The following is a 20033-nucleotide window of genomic DNA, read 5'->3' on the forward strand; positions in this document are numbered from 1 at the left end:
TCCAAGTAATCGTTAAGTCAATCAAATGAAACCCGAAACGTTTCGGGTAAGGAGAAAAAATAATCCCGAAACGTTTCGGAAAAAGATAAAAAAAACAAGAAATCAGTCGATAATCGACCGCGTGCTTTCCCTGACGATCAATTGATTGGTCAGGATTACTTTTCTGTTATCGGTTCTGTTCTCTAGCATGTCGATCAACATTTGAGCAGCTTGATAGCCGAGCTCGTACTTGTCTTGTCTGACTGTCGTCAATTTCGGCGAACAGTAAGCGGCGATATTGATGTCGTCGAACCCGACGATGGAGATATCCCCCGGAACGTTGCGGTTCATCCGCTCCAGTGTTCGCATCGCCCCAAGCGCCATCAAGTCGCTTGCGCAAAATACCGCGGTGACCTCGGGATGCTGCAGCAAAATTTGATACATAGCCTCTGCGCCGCCGTCTTCTGAGAACTTCCCGTCATATACGGGATTGGTATCTTCGGGCAATCCGAATTCCACTAAGGCATCTTTAAATCCGCTCAACCGTTCCATGCTGACGAAAGCCTGATCGTGGCCATTGATCATGGCGATATGCCGATGTCCGCCTTCTAACAAATGACGAACTGCCTTGGTAGCGCCAAGCCGATTGTCTGACGTGATGTGAGCAACGTTCTCTCCAGCCTTGGGAATATCGATCAGCACGCATGGGAAAGCATTCTGTTCAATGACTTCCTGCAAATAAGGGTCGTCTATGCGTAGTCCGGACATGATCGCGCCCTCTACGTTCCGTTCCCTGCAAAGCGCGGTGTACGACTTTTCCATTTGCTTCGATGGATTCGTGCTGAACAGCAGCAAATCGTAATTCAGTTCACCCGTGCGGTCATTGATGCCGCATAGCACTTCATATGCGAATGCGTCCTTCGCGCCCGCGCGGTTGATATCGGAAATAATGAGGCCGATCGTACGCGTTTTCTTGGACACGAGGCTTCGGGCCACGGCGTTGGGGCTATAGGATAGCTCGGAGGCCGTTTTTTGAATCTTCTTTCTCGTTTCTTCGCTAACGTCATCATAACCGTTCAAGGCTCTGGAAACCGTAGTGACGGATACGCCTGCCTTTTTCGCGATATCTTTAATGGTTGCCATCCGTATCACCTTTCCAAAACGTTTCGGGTTAATTATATAGGAAACCGCCGATCATTTGCAAGCGCTTTATTTTTACCGCTACCGCCGCAAAGTGATGACCACGCTATGAGATACGAGGGACTCTTCGCGGGGACATCCGTCATTTATGTTCTCATTGCCGCTCTCGCATTCGTGTTCCTGCAACAACGTGTACCGGCGCAAGGCCATGCAAGGAAAGCACAAACCGCGGAGCGCTATTCGCTTAGAAATAAGCAGATCTGGATGCCGTGGACCGCCTTTATCTTGATGTTCATCGTCAATTTCGTTAACGGGATCAATACCCCGCTATTCATTGTGAATGAGCTGCAAGGCACGCATGCGGATGTCGGCGCGGTGGTCAGTCTATGCGCCGGCTTGGAAATTCCCATTATGCTTGGGCTAGGGGCCTTGGCTTTACGTCCAGTGAGGTCATCAACAATCGCATTAGCACGCTGATTATGTATCTTAACGACGTAGAGGAAGGCGGCGAGACGTATTTTCCTTCGCTGGGGTTTTCGGTAACGCCTAGAAAAGGCAGTGCCGTCTATTTCGAATATTTTTATACCGATGACCGCCTGAATGAACTAACGTTGCATGCCGGAAATCCCGTAACGGTAGGGGAGAAATGGATAGCCACACAGTGGATGAGAAGGCAAAGCTATCGCTAACGACGATCAGCACGGCACGGCCGTCGTCATGCTGGCGGGACTTCTGAATGCGCTGAAGATTGTCGGCAAAAGCCTGGAAAACATCAAGGTTGTCGTCGTCGGCATAGGCGCGGCAGGAGTAGCTTGTTCGAAAATGATGCTGGCTGCGGGTGTCCGGAATTTAATTGCGGTTGACCGGCATGGGGCGATTGTCGCCGGCGAGGATTATGCCAATCCGATGTGGCGGTGGCTCGCTGATCACTCCAATCCGCATCGCGCAACGGGGTCGTTGTCGGAAGTGCTGAAGGATGCGGATGTATTCCTCGGACTATCGGGACCGGGCGTGCTCAAGGTGGAAGATTTGAAGAAGATGGCCAGGGATCCGATCGTCTTCGCGATGGCCAATCCCGAGCCGGAGATCGACCCCGAGTCCGCGGAGCCGTATGTGCGCGTAATGGCGACAGGACGGAGCGACTATCCGAATCAAATCAACAATGTGCTGTGTTTCCCCGGTATTTTCCGGGGGGCATTGGAATGCCGGGCCCGTTCGATTAACGAACGAATGAAGCTGGCCGCCGCTGAAGCGATCTCCTCCGTGGTCGGAGCCGAGGAGCTGAATGAGCAGTACATCATTCCTAGCGTCTTTAACGAAGAGGTCGTGATCAAGGTCAGGGCAGCGGTGATCCAGGCCGCGATCGAAACCGGCGAGGCCAGAAGAATACCAAGGGATTTCCGGTGACCGTTGTCGTCTATCTTTCCCAAATCTTCTGGTAGGAGGGGCTTAAATGAGCGGAATCGCGACCACAGCCATTGTCGAAATCAACCAGACGGCCGGCAGCTATCAATCCAGCATCGTTCTTCATTGCGATAGCAAATGCATCGATGTCAAAAGCATCCTTGGCTTGACTTTATCCCTGATTCGGGACAAAGCTTACCGTCTTGATGTTCATGGACCTGACGAAGCGGAAGCTAAAAAGGCTATGAAGGAAATATTCGAGAAGCACGGTCTCGCGGTACAGTTCGGAGTGTAATCAAGCAGCAAGGAAGGGGGTGTGCCAAAAGTCATTAATAAATGACTGAGCTCTCACTTTTTAGTTCGCTTGCCCACAATCTACTTAAGAAGGCCGCAATAGACCAAAACAAAATGAGGATGGAGCAGATATAGACCCTGCTCCATCCTCATTTTTACTTTTTGCGTTTGTTTCTTAGGATGAGCTGTCTCGGAGGAGATAAAGGGATCTGTCTTGGGGCTCCATTAACTCTTGACCGAGGCATATTCATGGATGAGCTTCATTCTCCTCTCTCCTGATTCGACAGCTTTTTTAATTAGCGGAGGTTAATATCTTATTAATATTAAATACGCGGCGCTTACCGGGAGCGATAAAACGACAATGAAGATGGTTCGTCAGGTGCTTGATGATCTGCAACAGAAACGTTTCGTAGGGCGGGAGAAAGAGCTGGCCGTCATGCGGCAGCAACTGGAGAGTATGAATGACGACTGGTGCCTTATTCATATTCACGGTCCTGGAGGTATAGGAAAAAGCGCTTTGCTTCGGGCTTTTCAGTGGACAGCTAGAGAACGACTCTTCTTATATGTGGATGGCCGTTCCTTCCTGAATCCAGCTCATTTTGCGGAAGCCTTGCGAATGAGATTAGCGAACGCGGGATTACCTCTGGATCAACCGACGGATGAATCAAGGCCGGGGGAAACGGAAGCCGAGTCGATCAATCGAATTGCTGAACGGACCGGCGGCATCGCCCTGCTGCTCGATAGTATGGATCAGTGGGGAGCGGTTGGGACGTGGCTATGGGAAAAGTGGTTGCCCCTATTGACGGTGCGGGTCAAAGTCTATTCGGCCGGAAGATACCCGCTCGATGAAGGGTTGCTGTCCGCCTCCGACTGGAGCGGGGGGTGTCGGAATATGAGATTATCCCCGTTGAACAGAAGGGAAATGGAATATTATACGATCGCTTGCGGCATCGCCGACCCAGAGCTTCGTTATACGATCGAACAGTTCTCGGGCGGAATTCCGCTGGCGCTTTCGCTGGCATGCGAAACGGTATTGAGGCACGGGGCTTCTTCGTTCTTGGAGGGGGGACAGACCCAGTCCATTATCGCCTCGATGGATCGCACCCTGTTCCGGGACGGAGAAGAGCCAATGCAGCACAAACGGCTGCTTGCCGCCGCTTCGCTTCTATGGCGATTCGATCAGGACATGCTGCAATGGATTTTAGGAGAGGAAATCCCGCAATCCTTGTTCAACGACTTTTGCAATCTTCCCTATGTAAAGCTGTTTCGGCAGGGAGGTTATTACATTCTGGATGCCGTGCGCAAATGGATGAACGATGAACTGGAGCACCGCGCTCCCGATACGCATGCGACCTACAAGCAACGGGCGCTGACCGCCATCGAACGGCGATGGGTAAAGACGGATCCGGGCGACGAGGAACGCAAACAATTGCTGCGGCTAGAAAAGGCTTTTCTGTTCTCCGATGAATTTATGAAGAGCTTTTATTTCTACGGAGATCGCTCGGGGTTCGAGATTCGGGCCGCGGCTCAAGAACACGTATCTCTATTGGGCGAGATGATTCAGCAATTTATGCTCAGTTTCCCCCCGTTTTTACCTGACGACACGATGCAATACGCTTTTCTCGACGCCGTATGGGAAGTGGAGCCTTCCGCGTTTCGAGTCGTTTACTATGAAGATAAGGTCGCCGGAATATACACGTTCGTGCCGATCAATGAAAGAACGCGTCCGATTTTTGCCGACAATTGCGTATATCGTACCTTTATTAAGGAAACGCCGCCGCACGAGAAGGAATATTTGGTCTGGATCCTTGGCACTCAGCGGGAATTCGAACCGGCGCTCAGCTCGGTTATTGTGCAGGAGCATCTGTCTCGCGGGATTACAGGCAAGCGGGTATCCCTGATCACTCCGATCGAAGGTCCGCTCGAGTCGAGTTGCCGGATCGGGTTCGAGCGAATCCCGTGGGCCGACTACCGCTCTCCCGGAGGGCTTCACTGGAAAGCGGCGCGTATCGACCTGAGGAACGAAGACTTCTTCCATCGGATTTCCGTTGCGGGCGGCATGAAGCCGATTTCTATCGCCCAAGGTACTCGTATTGAACTGGTTAAGCAAGTGCTGGAACGATACCATTCATTGAATCGAGAGAGTTCTCTGCTGGATGCTATCGGCAGCCTGGGCTCCGGAATGCCGGCCCACAAAGGATACGAAGCGTTATCGGCCCGAATCGCAAGCCTGGTAGAAGAGAGTCTTGAGAGATTGGCGAATGGGAAGAGACAAGAACAGACGCAGAATCGGATCTTGAAGCTGTTTTACATCGAGCGAATCGGCTCTCACGAGACCGTCGCTTATCGGCTCGGACTTCCCATGTCGACCTACTACCGTTATTTGAAAAAAGCCGTCCGCCGACTGGCGGACGATTTCTTCCCGTGATACGTACCGGTTTATTTGGTCTTAATGGAGAGCAGCTTGGCTGTCGGATCCCATGTATAGGATTTGCCAAGAAGCTGTGCGACGGTATCGACGGCTACGTAGTTGACACCTTTAACGAGGTACGGCTTGTTGTCGGCGGTCGTAACCAGCTTCTTGCCTCCGATCATGATCGTGCTGCCGGATACGGAAAATTTGGCTCCGAGGGCAGTGGATACCGATCTTAGCGATGCGAAGAGATGGCCGTTTTTCGTCTGGATGTCCGTGACGAACGCTTTGCCGTCTACCGTAATTTTCGATGCGCCTTTCGGAGCTCCGAATCGTCCTCATCTTCCATCCTCCTCGAAATGGCCTATCTGTCCGCATCTTACCCGACATTCTCTTCCACTTTTACTACCAATTCGCTACCATAATAAGCTTCAATATGAGATAGACTTACCCCCGACACGCAAACAAGGCCGCCCCGAGTTTATGCTCGAGACGGCCTTGATGACGCATGTCCGCTTACTTCACTTTAAACTCCACCGGAAATGTTATTTGGTAAGTATAGGGGATAAGTAAACGAATATTAATGTATCAGGAGGGAGAATTTTATGGCAGGGTTCCTTATTCTCTTATGGATACTATCGATCATTGGGCTGTTTTGGGTGTGGAGCGATGCTTTTATTGCCTATTTATTTGTAAGGAACTCGGATTAACATGACCCAATTACCCAATGAAATCGTCGGAAGATACGATTCGCCAGTTAGCGTCAAAGTATTAGCAGTCGGAGCCGGTTCATTGTTGGTCTCTTTAGTTGAGGCATTGTTCGAATCCGGATTGTCGGAAGTCCATGTGATTGTTACGGACTCGGAACCGACCGACAGGCACTTGTTGATAGCTCTAGCCGAAAAAGCTAGGAAGTCTGACCCCAAAGCTGAATTAAAAGAATGGACTATATACCAAAGGACCTTAAGTGCTTGGAGAGAAAGGGTTCAGCCGTTCGATTGGATTTTGTATGTCAGTCAGCAGATGAAGGTAGAAGAAATTCAGGCTATACATTCGGCCTGCAGAGCTGAAATGAAGTCCCTACTCATCGCCACGTGCATTGGGCAAACGGGCTTTGCTGGACCGTATGTTAATCCGAACTCTGAAGGATGTTGGGAGTCTGCACGGAGGCGCATTCATCAGTCCGGGATTCGTAATGATCCAATGCCTTCTATTATTAGCTTTGCAGCAAGACTAATGCTGGTCAATATCATCGTATTTGATATGTATAGAACGATTACGAGAATGTCGGAGTCGGAATTGAACAATAGATTGTTTGTGCTGGATCTGCAAACGCTGGAAGGAGGCTATCATTCATTCCTGCCCCATCCGCTGATTACGAGTGGAATCGCAGCCGAACAAATTCAAAATTGGGATCAGCTGCTCGTAGAAGATAGTAGTATCCATGCCGATCCCCAAGAGTTCCTGTCGTTTATTAGTCAGTTAACTTCGCCGCAATCAGGGATTTTACATCTTTGGGATGAAGGGGACCTGAACCAGCTTCCGCTCTCGCAGTGCCGTGTTCAGGCGGTTGACCCGCTGTCGGAAGGGCCTGCGGGGTTGCTTCCGGTTATCATTTGCTCTGGTCTGACGCATTTGGAGGCTCGTAAGGAAGCCGGGTTAGCCGGAATAGAAGCGTACGTACAAAGAATGAGTCATGAGAATACAGGGTTATCGGAACAAGTTGAAGTCGGAGCGGGGGAAACGGTCAAGGAAGCCGTGTATCGCGGTTTGCAGAAGTGTTTAACTCACGAATTAAGAAAACGAGCGGTTGACCGAAAGTTCATCGCCCACGAAACACGGATTACGCATATTGAGGATCTGCGCTGCCGCCATTATTTACAAGTATTGACCACGATGCAAGGGGCACCGACAATTGGATTAGGCGATGATTTGCTCGGCTTCCAGGTCGTATGGATCGGTACGGGTGATCGGTGGCACGGCTGTGTAGGTTTAAATAGGACATTGGCGCTTAGAATGGCACTTCAGCAAGCTATTCATAAGGCACAAAATCCAACGGAGTTAGTTATGCTGCAAGGTGTTGAGGTTCCAACCCTAGATCTAGAAGAGGCCATTGTGGCAAACCTGGAAATCAAAGCGGTTGAAGATACGGTTCAAGTGGAGTCGATACAATACGCCTTACCGGTATTGCAACGTAATCAAATGCGATTATCCGTCTATCAAATGAGGGCAGAACCCTTCCTAAATGAACATCTGGGAGGGCTGCTTTGTGTCATGCTTGGAAGGGAGGAAGCATCCGGGTGAATGACGCCATTGCGGTTATCGGCACAGGACTGTTAGCCCAATTTGTCAGCGATCTGTTATCCGAACAATATAAAGTCATTCAACAAATTGATTTCAATCTTGGTGTCCCGGAATCGGTGAAATTGGCCTTGGTGCTATCCGATGAATGGCGTCCCTCCGATTATGAGTTAGCCGAACAAGTGCTGCAGAAAGCCGGGATTTCTTGGCTAAGAGGATTTATATTACATGACGAAGGCGTGATCGGACCGTTGGTTGAGCGGGGTAAGCCCGGCTGCACCCAGTGCGCTGAGCTACGGAGCTTTATGGCCGGACAGGATCGGGAGAATAGTCTGGAATTGCAAATGTCTCTATTGTTGCACGGTGCAATCCCACGTGATTTATCGACCTCGCGGTTTGGAGTTTGGCAGACTAGCTGCTTAATCGCCGCGGAAGCTCAGAAAATGATTCATGGAGTACCTGCTCAAACGGAAAGAGGGGTGTATTTAGTCGATTTAAAAACGTTGAAGAGTTCACTTCACGCGTTTTTGCCGGACCCCATGTGCCCACTTTGCGGAAATGTGCCCATCGATTTACCGGATAACGCGAGGATTTCGTTGCAGCCAAGCCTTAAATTCAATAGTGAAGCTTATCGATGCAAACCGTTGGGCGACCTTGGGATAGGATTGGTAAGAGACTATTGGGATGAACGGACGGGCTTGTTTAATAAAAAAACGTTTGATTTGTTATCGCCATTTTCTAATGTATATGTGAATTTGCCAACGGTGATGGGTAATGTAACTTCGGCAGGCCGCGCTCATTCCTATGCACGAAGTGAACTAGCTGCTATTCTGGAAGGCTTGGAGCGTTATTGCGGAACCTGTCCGCGCGGTAAAAGAACTGTTGTTCATGACTCTTACAGCAACTTGTCTGACCGAGCACTCAACCCTATGGAGGTAGGAGTGTATTCGGCAGATCAGTATGCGCAGGTTGACTTTCCATATAAACCCTTTGATCCTGAGCTCCCGATGAATTGGGTTTGGGGTTATTCGTTTATTCAGGACAGTCCGATTCTGGTTCCTGAACAGCTCGCCTATTATAGCTTAGAACATGGAGACAGCTTTGTTGTAGAAGGCTCGAACGGATGCGCATTGGGGGGGAGTTTGGAGGAAGCGATCTTCTACGGAATTATGGAAGTAGTCGAGCGCGATTCGTTCCTGTTGACCTGGTATGCGCGGCTCTCCGTCCCTCGACTTGATCCTTATTCATCCAACGATAAAGAATTGCGGCTCATGCTAGACCGTTTGCAGGACATAGCAGGCTATGAAATATGTCTGTTTAACACAACGATGGAGAATGGCATTCCAAGCATTTGGGCGATAGCGAAAAACAAGGGGAAAACGGGAGCGAATCTCATTTGTGCGGGAGGAGCCCACTTGGATCCGATACGTGCTGCGAAAAGCGCGATTCTAGAAGTGGCGGGCAATATAATATTTCTCGGCGAAATGATGAAGGAGAACAGGGAAGAGTACTATCGAATGGTGGATGATCCTTACCTGGTGAGGCGGATGGAGGACCACTCCTTGTTGTACAGCCTCCCTGAAACGGAGGACCGACTGCATTTCCTACTGGAACAGAATCGTCCGCTTAGAACCTTTGATGAGGAGTTTATTCCAAGACCGCTGCATGCTGATCTAACTGATGAGCTGAAGGATATTCTTCGGCAATTCCATCGAATAAACCTTGACGTTATCGTGATAAACCAGACAGCGCCCGAAACTTTACGAAACGGATTATATTGCGTTAAAGTTCTGATCCCGGGGATGTTACCCATGTCCTTCGGACATCAACTTGTCCGCGTGACAGGATTGGAAAGAGTGTTGAAAGTTCCGCTAAAGCTTGGTTATACGAAGAATTTGCTGACTGCTCAAGAGATAAATCCACATCCGCACCCATTTCTTTAAATCAGCTCGCTGTACTGTGCGAATGCACTTGCCATATAAATATCCCAGCATAATTTAACATGGTGATACCCAATCACAATTTGAAGAAATCAGGTGGTGATTGCGATGAGTTATGGTGGATCTTGTGCAGGATATGGCGGTATGCAAGCAGCAGCTTTTGTACTGGTACTTTTCATTCTTTTGGTTATCATCTTGCGAGCCGGCTACTAATCATCGTATTACCACCATGCTCTTGAGCATGGTGGTTTTTTTGCGTGCAAAATCGATTGGGTTCTGTTTGCGAATAACCATTATATAAATGGACAGCCTATCCAACGGAAATTCTATTGGAAGGAAGAGTTCATATGGAGAATGCAACAACGCTTTATGAAAAGAAGCATCAAAGCTTGATCAATAGAGCATATGCTTCTCCTAGCCTTAGGCAGAATATTCTTAACGCGGGCATGATTTGCTTGTATTGTGATTTTTCCGGTCACGATGAACATAACTTTTGCGGTTTAGCTTGCTGTTTTGTCCATAACAAAACCATCAAGGTTTATGCGAAAAAAGTACCGTTTGAGTATATAGGGAATTCCGTCTATGGCGAGTTATTAGCAATCCTCTATAGTCTTGAAATTCTTGGGGAAGAACTACGAGACGTATTATCGGACCATCGTCCGAAAATAGCTTTATTGTATACGGACTATAGCCGCATAGCGCAGCTGTTATCATCCATCCATCACTCCAAACCCATTTACGAAGAAATAGGAAACCGAATCGCGATAACTCACAACGATCTGGAAATAAGGTATCCCGGGGTCGAAGTAAGAGTGAAGTACATCAGCAAGCACAAAAAGAATAATGCGCTGCACAAGATGGCACACATTGCGGCTAGGAAGACTATCGGAAAGTAGGTCAACAAATGAGTGCCACTTCCAGCAAAACGAGAAATCAAAAAAGCCGTCGTTTTGTCGCCATGGGCAACGAAACAACGGCTTTTTCGGTGCTCTCCCGAGCGCGTTAGGCTTAAACTTCGCAGCGGAGGAAGGCGACGGCCAGCGCCATCGCGCTTCGAGTCGCCGCAGTATCCGCCAGCGAATTGAGCATAACGAAGTCGTGGATCGTACCCTGCATGCGCGCTTGCGCAACGCGAACACCGGCTTTCCGTAGTTTGTTGGCGTAAGCCTCGCCTTCGTCGCGGAGGACGTCCGCCTGGCCTGTAATGATCATGGCGGGCGGCAACCCTTGCAGCTGCTCGGTCGTCGCGCGAAGCGGGGATGCCGTTATCTGCGCTCTTTGCGTAGGATCGGTCGTGTATTGGTCCCAGAACCACTGCATGACGTCGCGGCGAAGATAATAGCCCTCGGCGAACTGTTTGTACGAAGGCGTATCGAAGGAAGCGTCCGTTACCGGATAGAACATCAGCTGCTTGGAGATTGTCGGTCCGCCGAGCTGCTTCGCCAGGATCGCGACGGCCGTGGACATATTGCCGCCTACGCTATCGCCAGCGACGATGATCTTAGTCGGATCCATGCCGTACTTGCTGCCGTGACCAGCTACCCATTGCAATGCTGCGTATATTTCTTTGATGGCGGTCGGATATTTCGCTTCCGGAGAAAGGCTGTAGTTCACGAAGATAACGACAGAATTCGATCTGACCGCCAACTCGCGGACCAGCCGTTCGTGCGTGCCGAAGTTTCCAGTCACCCACCCTCCGCCGTGGGAATACAGGACGACGGGCAGGTTGCCCTTCGCTTGCTTCGGCCGAACGATCGTTACAGACACTTTACCGGTCGGCCCGCCTTTAATCGTCGCGTTCTGAATATCGGCAGGCAGCATCTTTACGGGCCTGGCCTGCGTTTTGTCCAGCTGCTTGCGCGCTTTTTGCGGACCGAGATCGTACAAATAAGGCGGTTTGGCGGTTTCGTCGGCTACTTTTTGGGCTTCGGGCTCTAGCACGACTTCGCCCGCGGTGTCTGGAGAAGACGGGCGGGGACCGGCCTCCGCCAGGCCGTTGCCGAATAACGTTGCACCGATCAGTAACGTAAGGCAAGCAGATGCGAGAACCTTGCCATTCAAACGCATAAGTCGATTCATCCTTTATCGCGAGATTTTGTACCCGCATAAGGTGTACATAATTTTCCAAGTTATGCATCTTCGCGATGTTTCGGGAGGATATTTTAATCGCTTCGCGAATACTCTATTTGCTTCAATCATTAAACAACGGGATGAGGTATTTCAGTTGACGATACTTGGCAAATGGATAGGTACGGGATCGAGTTGCGAAGTATACGAATGGGGAGACGACGACAAAGTCGTCAAGCTGTTTCATTCAAATATGCCGCTTGAAGCCGTTCAACTGGAATATCGGAACTGCTCTGCGGCATGGGAAAGCGGTCTGCCCGCCGCGCGCCCGTTCGAGCTAGTCCTATGGGAAGGGCGCCACGGCATTATTTTCGAGAAAATCGTCGGGGAAACGCTCATGGAGCGACTATTCGAATACCTATACTCTTATCAAATGATAAACGCTAGCGAAGAAGACAACGATTTACTAAAATTCGCGAGAGTGCTGAATGATGTTCATAAAGGAAACGTCGTAGGTTTCGTTACCGAGCAAATAGAGCATTTGAAAGCCATTATCGGCCGACCTGCGGCGTTTACCAGCGACGAGATAACGGCCATCCATACATATATGGATCGGTTGCCCGTCAAACGTCAAGTATGCCACGGCGATACGAATCCGGGCAATCTGATCGTGAGAGGCGGCAAACCGGTTATGGTCGACTGGATGCATGCTTCGATCGGTAATCCGGCCGCGGACGTCGCGGAAGTATGCGTCATGATCGAATATGCCGTTTTGCCCCCGGAAACTCCGCCTGCCGTTAATGCGTTTTTTGAAAGCTTCAGAAAAGTCGCCTATAATACATTCGTCGAAGAGTATTGCAAGTTGTCGGGAGTAACGGAGGCAGAAATACGGGCTTGGTACGTTCCGGCGGCCGCGCGCTCCATTGCGTCGGGGGCGTTGGCGGACGAACAAGTCGCAAATCTTGCAGCTATGATTCGAAATCAACTAGGCAGGTAATGCACGAAGGAGTATAGGACATATGACATTGAATAATATAAACAAACTCACCGAAGTGAGCAGAACGCTAGCTAAGGTCGCAATGGGAGAAGCTTGTGCCGATGTAGTCATTCAGAACGGAACATTGGTCAATGTGTATTCAGGTGAATTGCTAGAGAACATGGATGTTGCGATTGCGGCTGGTAGAATTGCGTATGTGGGCAAGGCAGACCATACGATCGGGGAGCATACGATTGTTATTAATGCCGCCGGTAAATACATAACTCCAGGCTTTTTAGACGGTCATATGCATGTTGAAAGCACGATGCTTTCCGTTACCGAATTTGCCAAAGCCGCGCTCGCCAAAGGAACGACCGGCATTTTTATGGATCCGCATGAAATTGCCAATGTGTTCGGTGCTGAAGGTGTTAGGCTCATGCACGAAGAGGGACAGCAGCTGCCTCTTAAAGTATTTACGACGTTCCCCTCTTGCGTACCGGCCACGAACGATTTGGAGGATGCAGGCGCAAGCTTGGACGTGAAAGATATTAAAGAAGGTCTGACGTGGGATAACGTAGTCGGTCTCGGCGAGGTCATGAACTTCCCGGGCGTCGTATACGGCGATCCGAAAATGTGCGGAGAGATCGAAGAAACCATTAAGGCCGGCAAAACGGTGACCGGCCATTTCCCTAGCGACGACGATCGCATGCTACAAGCTTATATCGCATCGGGAGTGACGTCCGATCATGAAACCGTAACCCGGGAACAAGGCCTTCACAAAGTCCGCATGGGCATGCACCTTATGATTCGCGAAGGCTCGGCATGGCATGACGTGAAAGAGGTTATCAAGGTAGTTACCGAGGATAAGGCGAACACCGACAATATCTCCCTCGTGACCGATGACGTCAATCCGCAGACGCTAGTCGAGCAAGGACATCTTAACCATGTCGTGCGCCGCGCGATAGAAGAGGGAGTCCAACCGGTAACGGCCATCCAGATGGTCACGCTCAATGTGGCGCGGTACTTTAAGTTAGAGCAAGATTTGGGTAGCATTACGCCCGGAAAATGCGCGGACCTCCTGTTGATCGACGATTTGCGGAAGATGGAGCCGTCGACCGTTATCACCGATGGACAAGTGGTTTATGAGAATGGCCGACTTAGCGTAGACTTCCCGCGTTTTGTCTATCCGGAGCACATCCGCAAATCCATACATGTGAAGCGGGAGCTTACGGCCGAGGATTTCAAGCTTGCAAGTAGAAGCAATCAAAGTACAACGCAGGTCAACGTCATTAACATAATCGAAAACAGCGCGAGAACAGAGAGGGGGACAGCGACGCTTGCCGTTGAACAAGGAATCATCCAACCCGATGCGGCACAGGATGTTATTCGTCTGGCTTGCATCGAGCGGCACCGCGGCACAGGTCAAATTTCGCTTGGTTTTGCCCATGGTTTTCAAGTGAAATCAGGCGCGGTAGCGTCAACCGTGGCCCATGACAGTCACAATCTGCTCGTAATGGGAATCGATGAGCAAGACATGGCTTTCGCGGCCAATGAGCTTGTCAAAATCGGGGGCGGCATGATTGTCGTCGAGAACGGTCAAGTATTGGCGCAAGTGCCGATGACCATTGCAGGCTTGATGTCGGAGAAGTCCTTGTCTGAAGTCTTTACCGAGGTAGTAGAGCTCGAGCAAGCATGGAAGCAAATCGGCTGTCTGCTCAACGCGCCGTTTATGACCTTTTCGCTAATTGCGCTGCCTGTCATCCCGGAAATTCGGATTTCAAACCGAGGACTTGTAGATGTTACGCAGTTCAAGCTAATCGACGTGGAAATCACATGAACAACAATATTCTTCTCATAGAGGATAACGAGCAGCTGCAAAAATACATATGCGAATACTTAAGCGCCTTCGGATTCGATGCGAAGCCACCGCCCCACCTCTAGCTGCTCCATCCGGGACGTGACGGATCGCGAGATGATGAGGGAGGAACGGTTCCGCCGAATTTTTAACGCGACTCCCTTCCTGATTGCTTTGAGGTCGATGAAGGACAAGCGATACATTAACGTAAACGAAAGCTTCCTGACGACCATCGGACTTCCGATCAACGAGGTCATCAACCAAACCGCGGATCTGCTGCATTATATCGTGGATACGGACGACCAAGGCGAATTGACGTCGAATCGCAACGATCCGTGGACAAAGGAACGACTTTCTTCGTACATTTTAGCCTGCAATAACAATTTGCACTCAATATAGCGGAGGTGCTCTATGTATTTCTATCTCTTTATCGTACTGGCTTTGTGCATCGATCAAGCGACGAAAATCGCGATTCGCGCGAATGTGGCTTTGGGGGAGAAAAAGGAGCTGTGGGGCTTCATCCGGCTTACTCACCTTGAAAATACCGGCTCATCCGGCAATATGCTGCATGGGCAAGGCAGACTATTGGCCATTCTAATCCTGACATTGGCAGGGATCGCGCTATACTTAAAGAGCCGGGGAAGGTTCCGGGGAACGTTGACACAGGTCGGCGTCGCGTTGTTCATCGGCGGAGGGATCGGCAATGCACTTGATCGAATCCTGTACAACCAAGTGACGGACTTTTTGTATTTTGCCGATGCGGCAACGATGAATTTCGCGGACATCTGGGTATTCCTAGCCTTTGTGTGCATCGTCGCCAGCCAATTCAAACCATTGTTCAAGCCGAACGCTGCAGGCTTAGAGGACAAGCGGCATACGTGAAATCTTAGAGCTAGCGAGATGCTAGACCGGGAATGCCGCTACTTGGCGGCTCCCGGTTTTTTGGTGTCCGCGGGCAGGATGTTTCGCGAGCATCTCTCTCGAGATGTTACAATAGAGAGGAATGGAATGACGGAAAGAAGGATCGGGGAGCATGGACGATCAAACATGGCAGCGGCTAGTCAACGACGTCGCGGAGCATTTTGAAGACATAACGTTAAAGCGCGGGTTCCAATATTATCGGCAGAAAAGGGTAGCCGGGCTCATGGATACCGGCAACGGCTCGCTGCAAGCAGTCGTCGAGGGCGGCGAGGTTTATCGGGTACACGTAGATTTAGATTTCTTCGAGGTGAGCCGATGCGATTGTCCGGTGAACGGGTATTGCAAGCATATCGCGGCGGTGCTTATGGTTTACGCGGAACGTCATGGCAGATCCGTACACGCCCTTGCGAATGCGGATACGCTGGCGGAGCTCCGGAGCGCTCCGGTTAAATCCGCTAGCTCGGGCGGCAAAGTTTCCTCCATAGACAAGCTGCGCAAAGCGAAGCTGGAAGCCGCAAGTCTCGCGGGAGCGAACGTCGACACTTGGCGGGAATGGTTCCGGAGCTGTACGGCGCGGGTTGCGGACATCACCCGTAATCCAATGTTCGTCAAGCAAGCGTTGAAGACGATCCGCGACAATCAACCGTCGCTATCTGCGGGAGAGCAACCGATTTTCCAACTTAATGCGCGATTGTATTTGCTGGAGAATCTGTTTGCGCCGCTCGGTAACACCTCTTCTTACTTCCTCGGCTATTATTCGCAATTGGCCGTTACCGATCTCGTGCATGAGCTAGAGGGCGTGCTTGGCGCGCCATTACCGGCAGAACGCGACCCCGTTAGGGAGGCGCGACTCTTGGAGACGCTGTCGTTCGTAAGGACAGGGATGCTAAGACATTCGCAGGCTTCCCCTACGTTCGCGTCCGTCTATGGGAGCATGTGGCAGCAATGGCTTTACCCGGCGCGGGAACCGGAGGTTTTTGCCTACGAGGCCGAGCTAGATCGATTGGCGGCCGAGCGGGAAGCGTTGAACGGCGCGTACGATTCTCTGTACGGCGCGTTGGCCCGGGCGAGAATGCAATTTTATGCCGGACGCGACGAAGAAGCGATGAAGGAATTAAACGCGACGGGTCGATTCCGCGACGGTCGGAGCGAATCCGCGCTAGCGTTCATGGATGAGCTGAAGCGTGGCGAGGAGTGGCCTCGGCTTCTTGCTTGGCTGACGGGCACGGAAGAGCTGTTCGAGTCCGATCGCAGGACGATCGAGCCTTACTTCGGGTTATGGGACGAGTTAGTCCGTGAAAATCCTGAAGCGGAGAGCGGGATGTGGAGCGCGTTGATCGCCATGCTTCCGGCCTCCGGCCACTTCTACGAGGAGCGGCTGCAACATTACGGCTTCTGGGAAGTATGGCTGGATTATCATTTGAGCATCGGCACCGATCCGCTCGAGCTGCGGGCTACCGCTCTTCAGCCCGCGGAGAAGGAAGCCCCGGAGATGCTGTTGCCCTTCTACCATCAGGCGGTCGAGCGATACGTGTCGCTTCGGAACCGGGACGGTTACAAGGCGGCGACCAAGCTATTGAAGCGGCTTGCGAAGCTCTATAAGAAGCTGAAACGAAGCGAACGCTGGGAGAGCTTCTTCGATGCGTTCTCCGAACGTCATAGCCGACTGCGCGCGTTGCAAGAAGAACTGCGGAAAGGAAAGTTGCTGTCGTGAGCGTTTATGGGAGTGCCATTCAAGTCAGAGTCGAACTTCAACCGAATGGCGATGCCTATCTGACGGGCTCCATCGCCCATTACGATCTATCCGGGTTAACCGTCAAACACCGGTTGTTTGCCCGGCACGAAGCTTCGTTCTATGGGACGCAGCTCGAAGTCGTGACTGTGGACGGGGAATCGTACGTCGTATTGCCAGCCGAGCAGGTCATCGGCTATTTCGCGGCGACGGAACGGCTGCGGCATATCGAATGGGCATGGGATGCGGACGGCGAATGGTTAGTGCAGCGGTCGCCGCTCTTGTATGAGGCTATAGAAAACCGGCGTTATGAGCCGAGCTTCGAGGCGTTCAGAGGCGGGAAACTGGCCTGGGCATGGAATGCCGGAGGCTGGGAGGAAGATCAAGCGGAACAACTGAAGGGAGCGCTCTCGGAGCTCGCGGAATTGCCCGAGCAGAGCCGGATCGGCATCGCCGCGGCGTTCTCGGCAGCCGTGTTCGACCGTTGGTACGGCTCCAAGGAGACGGCTTCGGACTTGCGGCGGGAATACCCGGCGTTGTTCGCGCGCGGTGACGGCTTGGCGGGCATGACCGCCAACGAATGGTTGATAGCGGTCGGCTGGAAAGCCGACAGCGCTCCGTTCCGGCCGGCGCTGCGGTTGTCCGAGCCGGTCGATCCAATGGATGCGGGGGATGCGGCCGTCGTGGGCTGGCGGTTGGATTTCGTGCTGCAGGACAAGCAGGATGTTGCGCGCATCGTGGAAGTCGTGTTGTCCGGCGAAGGCCGGGCAGAGGGACGTTGGCCGGCCGAGTGGACGGAAGAGATCGCCGCGAGAGCGCCGGGCTGGCTCGCGAGGCTGCGAGCGCTGCTGCCGCGATATCCGTTCGCGGCAGGCATGGACGCGTTGGCGGCCCCGCTCGGCGATGCCGACGCTTGGAGATTCCTCGCGGAAGACAGCCGACGGCTGCTGGACGCGGGATGGAACGTATGGCTGCCCGCGTGGTGGGAAGCAGCACGCAAGAAGAAGCCGCGCGTTCGAGCCAAGCTGGAGGGCGGCACGAACGCGGGTCAATCGCTGTTCGGCCTCGATACGCTGCTCTCGTTCGATTGGCGCATCGCGATCGGCGACGCCGAGCTGTCCGAGGAGGAATTCGCGTCTCTCGTGGCGAGAGGGGAGCGGCTCGTCCGCTTCCGCGGACAATGGCTGGCGCTCGATCCCGCTTTGCTGGAGCAAATCCGGCGGACGATGGCGCTGGTTGACCGCAAGAGCGGCCTGTCGTTCCAAGACGTGCTGCAGCTGCATCTGCTCGGCGAAGCGGATAACGCGGAACGTGCCGACGGACAAGACGGGGCGTCCGAGGCGGATCGCCATGCGGCGGAAGAGGCGGTTCGGCTCGAGGTTGAACTTGGGGGACACTTGCTGTCTCTTGTCAACCAGATTGGACGGCACAACGATTGGCCGGCGTTGCCGGTTCCGGCTTCACTGAAGGCGGAGCTTCGGAGCTATCAGCGCGAAGGCTATTCATGGCTCGCGTTCCTTCGGCGCTTCGGCTTGGGGGCTTGTTTGGCGGACGACATGGGGCTTGGCAAGACGGTCCAATTCATCGCCTACCTGCTGCGCGTCAAGGAAGCATCGGACGGGGAAGATCAGCCGGGGACCGGTCCGGCCTTGCTGGTTTGCCCGACGTCGGTGTTGGGCAACTGGCAGAAGGAGCTGCGCAGGTTCGCCCCATCGTTGCGGGTGATGCTCCACTATGGCGGCCGGCGCGCGCAAGGAGAAGGTTTCCTGAAGGAGGCGGGACAAGTTGACGTCGTGCTTACTTCTTATGCGATCGCGTCGCTCGACCAGGAGACGCTCGCGGAGACGGTGTGGTCCTCGCTCTGTCTGGACGAAGCGCAAAATATTAAGAACGCGCATACGAAGCAGTCCGTCGCGGTGCGAAGCCTAAGGGCGCTGCATCGGATCGCGCTGACCGGCACGCCGATCGAGAATAGGCTGTCCGAGCTCTGGTCGATCTACGATTTCATTACGCCGGGTTACTTGGGCACGCAGCGCGGATTCCAGCAGCGTTTCGGACAAGCCGTCGAGAAGGCGCGCGACGAGGCGCGCACGGCCGACCTGCGCAAGCTCGTGCAGCCGTTCTTGCTCCGGCGCAAGAAGAAAGACCCTTCCATACAGCTCGATCTTCCGGAAAAGAACGAAATGAAGACGTACGTTCATCTTACCGCCGAGCAAGGGGTGCTCTACGATCAGGCCGTCAATCGGTTGATGGAACGGATGAACGCGCTCGAAGGCATCGAGAGAAAAGGTGCCATCCTAGCCGCGCTTACGCAGCTGAAGCAAATTTGCGATCATCCGCTTTTGGCGACGAAGGAGGACCTACCTCTGGACGACGCGTCATCCGAGGCATGGGAGGCGATCGTCGCTCGCTCGTCCAAGCTCGAGAGACTGGTCGCCATGGTGAAGGAGCTTCGCGAGGAGGGCGACCGTTGCTTGATTTTCACGCAATACGTCGGCATGGGCCGCATGCTCCAGACCGTGTTGGGGCGCGAGCTGGGGGAAGAGATTTTATACCTGAGCGGAAGCTCGTCCAAGACGGCAAGGGATCGCATGATCGAGCGATTCCAGGCACCCGGCGACGCGGGCGCAGAGGCTCCGCCGGGCGTGTTCGTCCTGTCTCTGAAAGCCGGGGGCGTCGGACTAAACTTGACGGCGGCCAGCCATGTGTTCCACTTCGATCGCTGGTGGAATCCCGCCGTGGAGAATCAAGCAACGGACCGCGCGTACCGGATGGGACAGACGCGCGACGTGCAGGTGCACAAGTTCATATCGCTCGGCACGCTCGAGGAGAAGATTGACGAGATGTTAGAGAGCAAACAGCAGTTGAGCGACAACGTCGTGGCCAGCTCTTCGGAGGGCTGGATTACCGAGCTGTCCACGGAAGCGCTGCAAGATTTATTTACGCTGCGGCGAGATTTGCTGATCGGGTAAGACTGCGGTGGGAGCATATGAATGTTTATCCTATACGGA

The 20033-nt window shown here is 52.5% G+C and carries 15 protein-coding genes and 2 pseudogenes; 14 read left to right on the plus strand and 3 right to left on the minus strand.

What is annotated here, in order from left to right; all coding sequences use genetic code 11:
• Positions 1-102: 102 nt before the first annotated feature.
• On the minus strand, positions 103-1122 hold the full coding sequence (locus ACFPQ4_RS01935; protein WP_378110041.1) for a LacI family DNA-binding transcriptional regulator: 1020 nt from the start codon (positions 1120-1122) through the stop codon (positions 103-105).
• Positions 1123-1559: 437 nt separating this feature from the next.
• Here ACFPQ4_RS01935 and ACFPQ4_RS01940 point away from each other — a divergent pair.
• The 4 genes and pseudogenes from ACFPQ4_RS01940 to ACFPQ4_RS01955 all read left to right on the plus strand — a co-directional run.
• Positions 1560-1808, plus strand: a pseudogene (locus tag ACFPQ4_RS01940) (prolyl hydroxylase family protein); the annotation flags it as partial.
• Positions 1801-2526 (plus strand): annotated as a pseudogene (locus ACFPQ4_RS01945) (NAD(P)-dependent malic enzyme); the annotation flags it as partial. The pseudogenes ACFPQ4_RS01940 and ACFPQ4_RS01945, both read left to right, overlap by 8 nt.
• A gap of 46 nt (positions 2527-2572) precedes the next feature.
• The gene (locus ACFPQ4_RS01950; protein WP_378110042.1) at positions 2573-2818 is read left to right on the plus strand and encodes an HPr family phosphocarrier protein; all 246 of its coding nucleotides are present in this window, start codon (positions 2573-2575) and stop codon (positions 2816-2818) included.
• Between the two features lie 360 nt (positions 2819-3178).
• Positions 3179-5245 (plus strand): ATP-binding protein, encoded by a 2067-nt coding sequence (locus ACFPQ4_RS01955; protein ID WP_378110043.1) that lies wholly within the window; start codon positions 3179-3181, stop codon positions 5243-5245.
• An 11-nt stretch (positions 5246-5256) separates the two neighbouring features.
• On the opposite strand, the gene ACFPQ4_RS01960 is transcribed toward ACFPQ4_RS01955, so the two are convergent.
• Positions 5257-5412 (minus strand): stalk domain-containing protein, encoded by a 156-nt coding sequence (locus ACFPQ4_RS01960; RefSeq protein WP_378110044.1) that lies wholly within the window; start codon positions 5410-5412, stop codon positions 5257-5259.
• Positions 5413-5941: 529 nt separating this feature from the next.
• On the opposite strand from ACFPQ4_RS01960, the gene ACFPQ4_RS01965 reads away from it, so the two are divergent.
• The 4 genes from ACFPQ4_RS01965 to ACFPQ4_RS01980 all read left to right on the plus strand — a co-directional run bounded on the left by ACFPQ4_RS01965 (position 5942) and on the right by ACFPQ4_RS01980 (position 10367).
• Complete coding sequence (locus ACFPQ4_RS01965; protein ID WP_378110045.1) at positions 5942-7534, plus strand: bacteriocin maturation protein; 1593 nt, start codon at positions 5942-5944, stop codon at positions 7532-7534.
• Complete coding sequence (locus ACFPQ4_RS01970) at positions 7531-9474, plus strand: TOMM precursor leader peptide-binding protein (protein WP_378110046.1); 1944 nt, start codon at positions 7531-7533, stop codon at positions 9472-9474. Before ACFPQ4_RS01965 ends, ACFPQ4_RS01970 begins: the two co-directional genes overlap by 4 nt.
• A gap of 105 nt (positions 9475-9579) precedes the next feature.
• Positions 9580-9684, plus strand: coding sequence for a sporulation protein YjcZ (yjcZ, locus tag ACFPQ4_RS01975; RefSeq protein ID WP_169280063.1), 105 nt, complete (start codon positions 9580-9582; stop codon positions 9682-9684).
• Between the two features lie 134 nt (positions 9685-9818).
• A complete protein-coding gene (locus ACFPQ4_RS01980) occupies positions 9819-10367 on the plus strand; it encodes a hypothetical protein (RefSeq protein WP_378110047.1) in 549 nt (182 codons plus the stop codon).
• A 112-nt stretch (positions 10368-10479) separates the two neighbouring features.
• Here the strand turns inward: ACFPQ4_RS01980 and ACFPQ4_RS01985 are convergent, their stop codons facing one another.
• A complete protein-coding gene (locus ACFPQ4_RS01985) occupies positions 10480-11538 on the minus strand; it encodes an alpha/beta hydrolase (RefSeq protein ID WP_378110048.1) in 1059 nt (352 codons plus the stop codon).
• A gap of 157 nt (positions 11539-11695) precedes the next feature.
• On the opposite strand from ACFPQ4_RS01985, the gene ACFPQ4_RS01990 reads away from it, so the two are divergent.
• The 6 genes from ACFPQ4_RS01990 to ACFPQ4_RS02015 all read left to right on the plus strand — a co-directional run bounded on the left by ACFPQ4_RS01990 (position 11696) and on the right by ACFPQ4_RS02015 (position 19994).
• Positions 11696-12535, plus strand: a complete 840-nt coding sequence (locus ACFPQ4_RS01990; protein ID WP_378110049.1) for a phosphotransferase — start codon at positions 11696-11698, stop codon at positions 12533-12535.
• A gap of 22 nt (positions 12536-12557) precedes the next feature.
• Positions 12558-14351, plus strand: coding sequence for an adenine deaminase (ade, locus tag ACFPQ4_RS01995; RefSeq protein ID WP_378110050.1), 1794 nt, complete (start codon positions 12558-12560; stop codon positions 14349-14351).
• Between the two features lie 138 nt (positions 14352-14489).
• Positions 14490-14768 carry a PAS domain-containing protein gene (locus ACFPQ4_RS02000; RefSeq protein ID WP_378110070.1) on the plus strand — a complete coding sequence of 93 codons (279 nt, stop codon included), beginning with the start codon at positions 14490-14492 and terminating at the stop codon, positions 14766-14768.
• 12 nt (positions 14769-14780) lie between these two features.
• The gene (lspA, locus tag ACFPQ4_RS02005) at positions 14781-15251 is read left to right on the plus strand and encodes a signal peptidase II (protein ID WP_378110051.1); all 471 of its coding nucleotides are present in this window, start codon (positions 14781-14783) and stop codon (positions 15249-15251) included.
• Positions 15252-15402: 151 nt separating this feature from the next.
• On the plus strand, positions 15403-17004 hold the full coding sequence (locus tag ACFPQ4_RS02010) for an SWIM zinc finger family protein (protein WP_378110052.1): 1602 nt from the start codon (positions 15403-15405) through the stop codon (positions 17002-17004).
• Positions 17001-19994: a DEAD/DEAH box helicase gene (locus tag ACFPQ4_RS02015; protein WP_378110053.1), complete on the plus strand. Its 2994-nt coding sequence runs from the start codon at positions 17001-17003 to the stop codon at positions 19992-19994. Before ACFPQ4_RS02010 ends, ACFPQ4_RS02015 begins: the two co-directional genes overlap by 4 nt.
• Positions 19995-20033 lie beyond the last annotated feature (39 nt).

The organism is Cohnella yongneupensis (assembly GCF_042655785.1).
Lineage (GTDB): Bacteria > Bacillota > Bacilli > Paenibacillales > Paenibacillaceae > Cohnella > Cohnella yongneupensis.